Origin of the sequence: Flavobacterium sp. KMS, from assembly GCF_000813005.1 — a bacterium.
GTDB lineage: Bacteria > Bacteroidota > Bacteroidia > Flavobacteriales > Flavobacteriaceae > Flavobacterium.
On sequence record NZ_JSYP01000001.1, the window covers coordinates 436,039 to 449,158 of the forward strand.

The following is a 13,120-nucleotide window of genomic DNA, read 5'->3' on the forward strand; positions in this document are numbered from 1 at the left end:
TTAAAAAGGATACCCAATCGCGATGTTGAGTATTAAATTGTCCTTTCTCCAAGAACCACTTCCAAAGTTAATATCATCTATTACCCAGCGTTGTCCTTCGGGCAAATAGGGTATTCTTAACGGAAATGCAATATCGGTTCTTAATATCAAGAATGATAAGTCAAAGCGTAATCCTGCTCCAGCACCAATTGCAAGTTCTTTCATAAAGTTCTTACTGATTTTTGCTCCGGGTTTATTTGGATCATTATTAACCAACCAAACATTTCCAGCATCTAGAAAAACGGCTCCTCTTACTATACTAAAAAGTTTTGCTCTATATTCTGTACTAAACTCTAGTTTTAAATCTCCTGATTGATCTGGCAAAAATGTACTTGTTGTGTCTGGACTTTTAAAACTACCTGGTCCTATTGAGCGTGCTCTAAAGGCACGAATACTATTAGTTCCTCCTACTACAAATTGCTTGATCGATGGCAAAGAAGAGGAATTACCATAAGGCAAACCAGCTCCTACAATAATCCTACTTGCTAATTGGCTCTCTTTTCCTAGTTTTAAGTAATGTCTAAAATCGGCTCTTACTTTAACATATTGACTAAAAGGAACATCAAATATTTTTATAGTATCGTTTTTCTTGACATTAGCTCCTGTTACCAAGCCTGTAATATTACCTGCAAGATCAATTTCTCCATTAAAATAGAATGTATTCTTTTTTCTTTTTCGCATAGTATTGGTATAAGTATACGAATACGTAGGTCCAAAGATTAATTGTTTTTCGAGTACTTTAGATAATGATTCATCTTCTGCAACTTGCTGTAAATAATAAGGCGTTACATGATTTGGACTCACATAATTAACTTCTATAATATCCAGTTGGTGTTCTTTACGAATATTTTCTTTCCATAAGTAACCAAATGATCCTCTAAAAGAATTTAAGGCATAAAGATTTATTCTGTTTTGATATTCATATCCCAAAGTCGCTTTTGTTTTAGGAACAAACTCGCTAGAGCCTTGAAAGTTGAAAGGCGTAATTAATCTTGGCCAGGTTAAACTGGCTTCTCCTCCTACTTTGTAGATATTATTTCCTTTATTTTGTCCTGAAATCTGAAAATCGGCCCCTCCAAATATGGATACGGTAAACAATTCGGCTCCTCTTAGTAAATTTCTATTATTCCAGTTTACATTAATTTCTGAACCTGTATAACTAGCCGAATTGGTTTTTCCTAAAACCTCAACTCGAATGAATTTCTTAGGCAATAAGGTTAAATAGTAATATGCATCGAGAGCATTTTTTATACTATCAGATTCTTTAAATTCATTTTTAACAAAATTAAATGTTCCTAAGTTTACAAATCGATTCAGGGAAAGATTATGATCTGATCGATTATAAAAATCTCCTTTTTTAAAATACAAAGCTCTGTCAAATACTCTTGGTCTAAATGTATTTGTAGAATCTATAATCGTGAAATCTTTGTATTTTAAGATGTCTTCTTTTTTATAAGCTACACTATCTTTTAAAATCGAAAAATTAGGATACACTACTATATCATTAATTTTATAAGCAATTTTGGCTTTGGCAGGTGTTTCGCCTTTTATTTTTAATTTTATATTTACCTCATAATCTCCTTTGGTACTATCTACTTGTGCCAAGATATAATCTGGATTAAAATAATAATATCCCTTTTCTTTTAATCGGGAATCAATACGTTCTCTCTCAGATTTTATAACGTCTAAATCATATGGCTTACCAACTTTTAATAATGATCTACGACTAGTTTTTCCTATTTCTTTGGCTATAGCCGAAGAATCATCAGGAAACGTAACACTTTTAATTTTATACTGTCGTTTAGGAAAAACGGTATATTCTGCTGTTGCTCTTTTATCTTTTGCTGTAGAATCGGCACTAACCCTCACTTTAAAGAAACCTTTATTCTCAATAAAATTTCGCAACACTGCCGAGTTATAATCTAAATCGACTTTGCTGTAAAGTACAGGTGCTTCTCCAACTTTATTTCTTAACCAATATCTTGTTCCTTTCTTTTTCTTAGGTTCCCCAGCCACATTGTATATCCATAATTTAGGACGCAATCCCAGAAATTGTTTGTTAGGTAAAGGACGTAGTAAACCTTCTAGCTCAGTCTGTAGTTCTTTTTTTTCTTTCTTTGTAAGAATGGTGTCTTCTACTTTTACCGAAGCTCCTGTATATAACAATTCCCCTTTTGGCAAATACTTGGTATTACTACATCCTAAAGCAAAAAACAAAGAAAGTAGTATAAAATATTTTATATATTTAATTTTCATATTACTATGTTTTTTGCTCTTGTTCATTATCTAATTCTTCTTTCTTTTTCTCTTCTTTCTCTTTTTGCTTGTCTTTTTCTTTGCGTATTTTTTCTTTTTTAATCAGTTCTTTTTCTTTCTCACTACGATGAAATAATTCTCTAAACTTATTATAATTCATCGTAATAATAAATGCAACTCCAGTTTCTACAACCTGCCCCTCTACAGCAACCTGATATTGGTTTTTACGATATGCTCTAACCATATATCGTCCGTCTTTGGTAAGTTGGTAATCTATAGCAACATCTCCAGCAATATTAGTATCCTGCTCATTGTTATCTTGTCCTTCTAGTCCAAAACTGCTTCCTATGGTTACTTTTAATCTATCATTTAATAGTTTTTTAGAAACTCCTACATTCAAATCTGTTTTGTTTTGCTTGGTTCCCGAAGTATAATCATCTGTAGATTCCAAATCAAATTCCAATTGAACTCCACTTATTAAATCTCCTGCCAGATTATTTAATTGATCCGAAAGTATTTTACTCACACTTTGTCTCGCCATAGATTCTGCACTTGTACCACCACTTTCGCTTGCAAAAGGATTTTCGCCAACAAATCGATTCAAGAGTAAAAGTGCAAAAACCTGTTTATTTAATTCGGATGGTTCTTGACGTAATTGTTGCAATCTTGCCTGAGACTTTGTTACAATATCCGATGAAACATCGTAATTACCATCTGGAAGAACAATATCAAACGAGATTTCAGGTTTCATCAATTCTCCGTTCATCTTTAATAAAGTTTGAAACGGAATTTTTTGTTTGTATGTGTTTTTTTCTGCTGCTGGGATAGTTCCTAACTGGTTTCCTAATAAGTCTATCGGCGCAGTATTTACTTTATATATAGCTGTTAAATTTAAATTTGCCATTGTAGGCTCTCCAGTCCATAAAATATAACTTCCTTTCTGAATATCAAATTTTCGTCTTATCATATTAAAACTCATCTCATATGCACCTTCACTAAACTCATATTTTCCTGTTAGTGTAGTTTTTCCAGATGGATCAATCCCGCCAATAAGATCTGCTTCTCCAAGCAATCTCAGGTAATCTCCGTTACCTTTATCTATTACCAATGTAAGTTCTGCTTTTTTATCTATAGAGATAGCAACGCTCACATCCATGCCAATCAGTTTCGATTGATTGAGTTTACTTTCCATTGCAGCAGTTTGTTTCAGTAGTAAATTATCCTCATTTACAAACTCTACAATTCCTTCTCTATCGGCAATCGAAGGGTCAGATTGAGGCATAACAACTGTGAATTTTGTATCCTCATTAATTTTTATATTTCCTCCAACAACTGGATTATCTAATGTTCCTTTTATGTTTAGATTTGCATCTAATGATAAATCCCCATAAAACAAATCATTATCAGCTTCTGTAGAATGAATGGCTCTAAACTGATCTGCTTTTATGGTTAAAGCAAAATCATAATTTCTAAAATCTTTGGAGTTGATATTTCCATTTACAAATAATTCATTCTTGTTTTCATCATAAACAGAGAAATTATCAAAGACAATCGCTTCGTTTTCAAACCTTATTTTCTCATTGACTATTTTATAAATAGAATTAAACTTCGTCACTTTAAAAGCAGCGTCATTAAAATCCAATTCTCCATTTACTTTAGGTAAATCGGCATTACCAGTAATTTTAAATTTTCCTGATAAATAACCAGAACCATCGGTAACATTACCCATGCTAAAACCTTGAATACTCTTAATATTTAAATGATTGATGGCTATATCAAAATCAAAAGTACTATCATCGATTTTATAATTACCTGTTAGGTTTACGTCATTTCCATTCTCTGTTAATGTAACATTTGCTCCTAATAAATTATCGGTTTTATTATCTACTTTTATACCAATATTACCAACTGATTCACCTTTAAAAGCAAAATCAACTATTTTTAGATCGGAAGTAAAAGTTGGTTTTGTCATCACATTTTCGACCAAAACTGAACCATCAATCAATCCTTGCATTAATAATTCATCTTTTTTAACCATATTTAAAATGGTCTCAATTTTAAAATTGACAAAATCGACTTGTAAAGGCGCGTTCTTTCCGCCGTTTTGTGATTGAATTTTTAGTTCATTACCCGAATTGCTCAAAAAGAACTTATTAATGTAAAGTCTCTTATCTCCAAATTCAATAGAATTTTCCTGATCTAAATTCCATTTATCATAATTCAATACAAAATTATCTGAATCAAATTTTATAGTGTTTTTAGCATTTTCATGAATCAATTCTCCTTTAATAAAATACTGTTCTTTATCTTCTTTGTCTTTTATTTGTAATGCATACCCTAAGATGTTATTCTCGATTTTTCCTGATAAACTAACAAAAGGAATTTTAAATTCTCCGCTTTCTACCGGAGCTACCGAAACCTGATATTCTAGCGCATTCTCTTTTGCTTCTATATTTATCTTACCATCAGAAATTGTATTTGTATCATAAATAATTTTAGGGATAGTTCCTTTAACCTCTAGAGAATCTACTACGTTATTATATTTTCCTGTGATTTTAATAGGTTCTAAACCTTTAAGCTTTGGAACTAATTGAAAAAGTAATGGATCACTATCTACAGATAAATTAAATGTTAATCGCTGCTCATCTGAATCTCCTTTGGTTTTAGGAACTTGCAAATCCATGTATTTTGATAGCGATTTTTTTAATGCTGCCGATAATGTTGTGAGTTTATATTTTCCATCAACTTCTGCTTTTAGGAACTGAGATATAACCTTGATATTATTTTTTTCTTTATCGGCATAAGCCAAAATTTTAATAGAATCTAATACAATTGGTTGTGCCTCTTTTAAAACCTGAATATTCGACAAGAAAACCTTTCCGTTTAAAAAATCAGGATTACTATTGGCAATATCTGCATCAACATTTCCTCTAATTTTCATCGGGCCTGCATGAAGATTTAGTTTCTCTAAATCGGCAATATCAAGGTTTAATTTTAATTTTACTGCGGGATATTTATCATCAAATCTTCCGTTGGCAACTAAGCCAAAATTTAAATTTGGGTCTTTAATTCCTGAATTTATTGCAAAGGCTCCTTTGGCAATCTCTCCCTTTAAAGTTAAATCTCGGTAGGTATATTTATTAAATACTGCTTTTTGTACAATTCCGTCCAAATGCGCTTGTGCCGTTTTAGGATCTAGTCCCTTTCCTTTTACTTTTGCTTTAAGCGTAATTTTTCCTATTGAATCGTTTTTTATTAGTTTACCTAAATCAAATTCTGAAAAAGAAATCGTAGCATCATATTTCTCAGATTTTTTAATTCGTTGATCAAACAAAGCATCTACTTTGGCATTTCCGAAACTACTATTTAGCGCCAAATTAGTTTTAAAATTATTGACTGAACCTTTAAATTTTCCTTTTAAATTAAATTGAGAAGGTAACTGTATACTTTTTGGGATTGTTCCTGCTGGCACAAACGAAATCACATCTTTAGATGTACTCACAAAGTTTTTTATATCCAAATCATAATATGCCTTTTTTGCATCTGGCATTCCTGTAATTTTTCCTGAAATAGAAACTTTTGTCGTTCCTATTCCGCTCATTTCAAACTGCGGAATTGCTAAATCCTTTACTTTCCCACTTACTCGTGCATTTATAGATAAAACAGCATTGGGATTGCTCTTAAACGGATTGCTATTTTGTAAATCTGGAACAAAAAGCAATATGTCTTTAAATCCAACTTTTGCCTGACTTAAATTGGCGTCTAAACTTAGATTATCAATATTTTTAGTTACCGCCGCGATTGATGGATAGGCAACTTTAATATTCTTTTGCAATAAAGTTTGTGGTGTTTTTAAATACAGATTATCCAAATATGCATTTTTAGGCCCATAGAAAAAATCTGTTTTAAACGTTTGGATTTTAAGTCCGCTTTTTTCATTTACTGTAAATGATTTTACGCTCCCCGAAATGGTATCATTTGCATAATACAACTTTTCGGCTTTTAAATTAAAATTATCCAAATCAAGATGCCCATAATCAATCCCTTTCTTAGTAGGTTTTGATTGCATGTCATCATATTTAAAAGCGATATTTTGTATATCGGCTGACTTCAGTTTTAACTTCCAGCCTGCTTGAGGAATTGCTGTAGAATCTAAATCGGGCGTTTTAAGTTGTTTGTCTTTTATGCCTAATTGTAGATTTCCTTTTAGATCTTTTAGTTCGAAAGTATCAAAATCCAACAACTGATTATTTAAATCTAATCTATTAACCAGTAACTGTAATTTCCCCAGAGTTATTCCTGAAGCGAGTTTAGAATCTTTATTGTCATAAGAAATATCGATTTTAGACAAGTTGATTTTATTTAGTTTTAAATTAAAATCTGGTCTTTTCGAAATTGTATCTACGGTTTTTACTGATGTTTCGGCTATCTTCTCTACTAAATCCTGGTTTAGAACTAATTTTAATCCGTTTAAATCTATATTCGGAATATCAAAATCCATTTTATCCAAATCGAATTTTTTAAATTCTGTTTGAAAATTAGCTAGTTTAACACGAACATCATTTTTGGACAAATCATCTTTAAAATTAAAATTGATTTTATCCAAATTGATTTTAACTACCGATATTTTAAAAGGTTTACTATTGGGATCTGCAAGTTCTGGTTCTTTGGAAGCAAATGCTGCAATTATATAATCGAAATTAAAAACTCCGTCTTTGTTTCTGGAAATATTTGCAGTTGTATTTTCAAGTGAAATAGAATTTATTTCTACTTCGCTACTTATGAGTTTAAACAAATCAATGTCTATCTCTAATCGTTTTCCGCTAAGTAAAGTATCTTTCTTTTGATCTTCAAAATAAAAACCTTCTAATACGATTTCTTTAGGAAAATTAATGGCAATTCTATCTAAAGCTACTTTGGTTCTTATTTTTTTTTGCAAATAAGTAATTGCCTTATCCTTGGCGTAGTTTTGTACTGCCGGAACCTGAATTAAAATTGTAATTAATAACAATAATGTTACTAATGTAATGACGCACCAAAGTAGCACTCGAAGTATTTTTTTTAGAAAAGAAATTCGTTTCTTATTCATATAAAGAAAATAAGGCTAATAACTGGTTTAGATTATCGATATATGGTTACTAAATTTAACTAACCATATCCAATTTACAAAATTGTAAAAAATATACCTCAATACTTTACATAATTATCCAAACTTATTTTAAAATTAAGGACTATTGTAAGTATATTTCTACTTTAACTTCAAAACAAAGAACGGATTTAAAACTTAATATGAGGCCATTTCTGTTCTATCTTTTTTATTTTATCACTTAGTTTTGATAAGAAAGCACGATGCTGTTCAGAATCAGGATTGAAGCTTCGATGAGAAAGTCCTTTTTGTATTTCGGATACTTCTTTCATGATAAGAATCCCTTCTTTAGCAATATAGTTTTCACTGAATCGTTCCCAAATATAATCGATGGCAACTTGGTTAGGATGCAACATATCTTCAGCATAAAAACGATAATCTCTAAGTTCATCCATCATGATTTCGTACGAAGGAAAATATTCAGTTTGCAGTTTACAGTATTCAGTATTCAGAGTATTGTGCAGAGAAGAAATCAAGTTGGATTTACTCCATTGATTCTCTACAAAACCATCTTTTATATGACGGACTGGTGAAACGGTAAAGATGATTTTTGCTTCTGGATTTAACGAAGTGATTAAATCTATTGTTTTCTGAATACTATCTTTTATTATATCTAGAGATAAAAGCTCTTTTATAAATTGCTTTTGTGGCACTTTATGGCAATTAGCCACAATCTCATTACTTTCTATATTTCTATAAATCCAAGAAGTTCCGTAGGTAATAATGATGTGTGTAGATTCAGTTAATTGTTGGTACAATTTTTTAATAATCACATTCAGATTATTAATTAAATCTTCTTTATTTGTGTTGCTTAAATCTGAATGTACATCAAACGAATGCCAACGTTCGTTATGAAAAAACACATCGCTCTCGGTAAATGTCTTTTGTGAAACTGCAAAGTTTATCAATTTTTCAATCGCCAACGGATGAAACAAAATTCCAAACGGATTACAACTATTATCGAATTTAAAATAATCCAATTTCTCTGCCATATTTACTGCAAAACAAGAACCAAAGGACAATACTCTAGAATTATAATCGATAGGATTGTTACTTTGCGAAATAGGAATTTGGGTTCTGAATTGCATAATCGTTGTTTCGTGTAAATTTCGTCTATTTTTTATAAATACGAAAGCACGATGCAATGACATTCCGCTTTTTTAATAGGTGTATGATAATCTGTATCCTAACTTTCCATCATTATAAAATGCTTTTGTTAGTACATACCCTTCGGAATCGTAAGTGTAAGTAGCTGTATTTGTAGATTTATAAGGCGTTATTGAATTTCGAAAAGAAGTTATATGCATCGCCAAATCCTGTGAAGATGTGGTATGTGTAGTTTCAATAATATTATTAATAGAATAGTCGACATCTAACAACAAACCAATTCCTATAACATTTTTAAGTGGGCTGTTATTAGTATCATACTTAAAAGCTACAATGTCGGCACTGCCATAATCTTTACTCTCTTTATCTACCTGTTTTATAATATTGCCATTCTCTAATGTAAATGTTCCGGTAGCAATTTCTGTTGTAGTATTCAATTTATCATTATAAAGATGTACGCTATAGCTTACTGTTTTATCCTTATTATAAGTATACTTTTTTAAGAACTTCTGATTATTAAATATATGAACAGCTTCTTTTAGCTTATTATTTTCATATTCATACAAAGTACAATAAACCAATAGCTTCTTATTAGAAAAATCTTCTTTTTTCGTAATTAAATCTCCAGTATAGGTAAAAACTGTTTTTGATCCATTATCATCCAGAATACTTTCGATTTTGTTACCATTATACCTATAAGTGGATTCATAATTATCTGAAGGAAAATCAATGTATTTATAATATTTGGCTTTAGGCAATTTTATATTCCCATCTCCTTGTTCAGCATTGTTTTTAGAACACGAAGTCAGTATTAACAAAGAAGCAACTAAAAAATAGTGTAATTTTTTTTCCATAATGTCGACATGATAATAAGCAACAAAAAGAAAGATTTTAACTGTAATTAGGTCACAAAAAAAGGTTTAAAAATATCATTTTAAGGTACAACTTATTGATGAGGTTTTATTTTCATTAAAGATCCCCAATACTATTTGTAGTAAGATGCAACAGATAAAAACAATTAAGATCTCATCAATAAAATTTATGCTCTGAAAATCATCATTTTTTATCCAGACTAAAAATTAAAGATTACTAACAACTCTTGTAATACCTAATTTAATAATTGGTACATTAAAATTAATCAGCAATCCTAACTTCATTTTTGTTATTCTGAGGTAAGTTAAAACTTGTTTAGGATGAACATTTGAAATTTGTTCAATCGATTTTATTTCTAAAATTACCTTATTTTCAACTATTAAATCAGCTCTAAATCCTATATCTAATTTTACTTCATCCCAAATAACGGGTAACGGCTTCTGTCTTTCTACTTTTAATCCTCTTTTGGTTAATTCAAAATACAAAATAGCCTCATAAACAGACTCTAATAGACCTGGCCCTAACTTTACATGTATCCTATAACAAGTATCAACTACAATACTCGAAATTTCATTTTCTGTCATTTTTATTTTTTTACTAAATTAAAGTAAAAACTTACATTTTAAGCATGTCAAACAAAAATCTCGCAAAGTCGCAGAGTCACAAAGCAATCTTTAAACTTTGATCTACTGATGAAAATTATAATAAGTCTTTGATTTAGCTAATTGCTTTTCAAAAATGATAAAAAGACAACAAAAAAGGCAATTTTAAACTTTGCGACTCTGCGACTTTGCGAGATACATTTAAAAACTTAATACAATAATCAGAATTACTAAGCCAATCTATTCACTACTTTTGCATCTTCTATAAATTAAAATTCTCAGATGAAATTACTATATTCTTATATAATTAAACATAAAATGCTGTTGTTTCTAGCCTTGATTATGGCGTCTATAAACATCTGTTTCAGTTTATCCGATTCTGTTATTACTGGTAAATTAATGCAAGATTGCGGTGTTGGATTAGCTAAATACAAAGGAAACGAAATCGGTTTTATTAAATCTGTAGCCTTTTGGCTAGGTCTTTCGCTTGGTGCGGCGATGATTTCCAGAATTACCAAAAACTTTCAGGATTATTTCACCAATGTAGTCATCCAGCGTACCGGCGCTCAAATGTATACTGATGGTATTAAAAAATCACTCGACTTACCTTTTGCAGAATTTGAAGACCAACGTAGTGGGGAAACATTAAGTAAATTAACCAAAGTACGTTCTGATTCCGAAAAATTAATCACGTTATCTATTTCTTTAATTTTTCAAACTGTTATCGGGTTTATATTTGTAATTGTTTATGTTGCTAGAATTGATTACCGTATCTCGTTAATCTTTTTAGTTACTGCTCCAATTATAGCTTTAGTAAGTTCTTATCTAGGTAAGAAGATAAAAATTGTTTCTCGTAAAATTGTAAATCAAACCAATGCATTAGCTGGTTCTACTACCGAAAGTTTAAGAAATATCGAACTTGTAAAAAGTCTTGGATTAACATATCAAGAAGAAAAACGCTTGAACTTAAATACGTTTAAAATCTTGCAACTGGAATTGCAAAAAATCCGTTTTATAAGAAGTTTAAGTTTTATTCAAGGTACTACAGTTCACTTTTTAAGAACCTGTGTAGTGTTTACACTATATTATTTCTTGTTTGGACAAAAAATCATTGTGGGTGATTTACTTACTATGGTATTTTTTACTTTTTTCATTTTTGGCCCTTTACAAGAATTGGGTAATTTTATAATTGCACTTAATGAAACAAAGGTTTCAATGGAAAACTTTAAAACATTATTAAGCGCTCCAAAAGAATTTCGCCCGAAGAATCCAAAACACGTTGGCGCTATTCGCTCTTTACTTTTTTCGAATGTAAGTTTCCAACATAAAACGGCTAAATATAAAGCTGTAGAGAATATTAACTTTGATATTAAGCAAGGACAAACCGTAGCTTTTGTGGGGCCATCTGGTTCAGGAAAGACAACTTTAGTTAAATTATTGGTTGGTTTATACACTCCTGCCGAGGGTAAAGTTTTTTATAATGACATCGATTCTACCGAAATTGATTTATTAGATTTAAGAAAGCAATTAGGTTTTGTAACCCAAGATGCTCAATTATTCTCAGGAACAATCCGTGAGAATTTACTATTTGTAAGACCATCTGCTACTGATGAGGATTTATACGATGCTTTAAAAAGAGCCAGTTGCGAGACACTATTACATCGTGCCGAAGATGGTTTAAACACCACAATTGGTGAAGGCGGAATTAAAGTTTCAGGTGGTGAGAAACAACGTTTATCTATTGCTCGCGCCATCTTGAGAAATCCGAATTTATTGATTTTTGATGAAGCAACTTCTGCATTGGACTCTATTACCGAGGAAGAAATTAATACTACAATTAGAAATATATCCGACAAGAACAGAATTACGGTTTTAATCGCACACCGATTATCGACAGTAATGCACGCTGATAAAATATTTGTCTTGGAACAAGGAAAAATTATCGAACAAGGAAAACACGATGATTTAGTACTCGAAAGAGGATTATACTATGCTATGTGGCGCCAGCAAATTGGTGAACGAAAATAATACACTTACGAAATAAGTCTTTTAAATTCTGAATTGTATCTATTTTAGTTTTAAACAAATTCTGCATATTTCTTATCAAACAAAAAAGCCAGATTCAATATCGAATCTGGCTTTGTATTTATAATCAACTCTACTAACTTCATTAATAAGTATAAAAAATATCATCTATAGCTTCATCCGATTTTTTCTCTACAGGATATCCATTTTCATCATATTTGTATGTTAATGTCTCTACATACTTCATTGTTTTTTCTTTATCTGACACATAGGTAATTTTCTCAATAACATTATTAATTCCAAAATCATTGATTCCAAAATCTCCATACGCCATATCATGTCCATTATATATTCCTCCCATATCAAACATTATCAAATCAAGTCCTAAAATATTTTTTAAAGGATTATTTTGAGTATCATATTTATATTCATAGGTATATTTATAATAGCTATTATCTTCGAGATATTTCGCTGTCCTTTTAACAAGATTGCCATTTTTAAAGCTTAAGATTTGTTCTCCATCTTCTGGTATTGTTGGATTATCATGACGGTACGTTCTGTAAGAAATTGTTCCATCTGCATTATGGGTGTACACATTTTTTACATAAAAATCATTTACGAGATTACTATTTGGTAATAAAAGTGCAGTTTCTTTTAATTTGCCTTTTTCATATACATATGAAACCCTACTAATTAAACTATTATCTACATAACCTTCTGTTTTTGTTATCAAACTTCCAGTATAAGTAAAAACTGTTTTCATGGTATGATTATAAACAGAACATTCGGCACTTACAATTTTATTCCCATTATAAGTAAATGTATTTGTTTGATTATTATAGCCCGTAATAACGCCAGTACCTGTACTATAGTCATAAGAAGCCATTTTATAGGTTAACGTTTTAGGTAATATTGTTCTGACTGGTACAGTAGGATTACTGTCGATGTCGTTAGAACAAGAACTTAATACCAGTAAAGAACTTACCAGAAAATAAAATAATTTCGTTTTCATAATATTGGTTTTTTAAATGATTAACCACAAAAAGAAACCTTTTTACCAAACTAATCTTCT

At 30.5% G+C, this 13,120-nt stretch carries 7 protein-coding genes; 1 reads left to right on the top strand and 6 read right to left on the bottom strand.

Annotation, left to right across the window (positions count from 1 at the left end):
* The 5 genes from OA93_RS01885 to OA93_RS01905 all read right to left on the bottom strand — a co-directional run bounded on the left by OA93_RS01885 (nt 1) and on the right by OA93_RS01905 (nt 10,005).
* Entirely contained in the window at nt 1–2,295 is a 2,295-nt protein-coding gene (locus OA93_RS01885; RefSeq protein ID WP_039111591.1) for a BamA/TamA family outer membrane protein, read from the bottom strand.
* Between the two features lie 4 nt (nt 2,296–2,299).
* A complete protein-coding gene (locus tag OA93_RS01890) occupies nt 2,300–7,384 on the bottom strand; it encodes a translocation/assembly module TamB (RefSeq protein ID WP_039111432.1) in 5,085 nt (1,694 codons plus the stop codon).
* Nucleotides 7,385–7,572: 188 nt separating this feature from the next.
* Nucleotides 7,573–8,529, bottom strand: a complete 957-nt coding sequence (locus OA93_RS01895) for a GSCFA domain-containing protein (protein WP_039111434.1) — start codon at nt 8,527–8,529, stop codon at nt 7,573–7,575.
* 72 nt (nt 8,530–8,601) lie between these two features.
* Complete coding sequence (locus tag OA93_RS01900) at nt 8,602–9,402, bottom strand: hypothetical protein (RefSeq protein WP_039111436.1); 801 nt, start codon at nt 9,400–9,402, stop codon at nt 8,602–8,604.
* Between the two features lie 225 nt (nt 9,403–9,627).
* On the bottom strand, nt 9,628–10,005 hold the full coding sequence (locus OA93_RS01905) for a GxxExxY protein (protein ID WP_039111437.1): 378 nt from the start codon (nt 10,003–10,005) through the stop codon (nt 9,628–9,630).
* 300 nt (nt 10,006–10,305) lie between these two features.
* On the opposite strand from OA93_RS01905, the gene OA93_RS01910 reads away from it, so the two are divergent.
* On the top strand, nt 10,306–12,051 hold the full coding sequence (locus OA93_RS01910; RefSeq protein WP_039111438.1) for an ABC transporter ATP-binding protein: 1,746 nt from the start codon (nt 10,306–10,308) through the stop codon (nt 12,049–12,051).
* 142 nt (nt 12,052–12,193) lie between these two features.
* On the opposite strand, the gene OA93_RS01915 is transcribed toward OA93_RS01910, so the two are convergent.
* Nucleotides 12,194–13,060 carry a hypothetical protein gene (locus OA93_RS01915; RefSeq protein ID WP_039111439.1) on the bottom strand — a complete coding sequence of 289 codons (867 nt, stop codon included), beginning with the start codon at nt 13,058–13,060 and terminating at the stop codon, nt 12,194–12,196.
* Between the last annotated feature and the right edge of the window lie 60 nt (nt 13,061–13,120).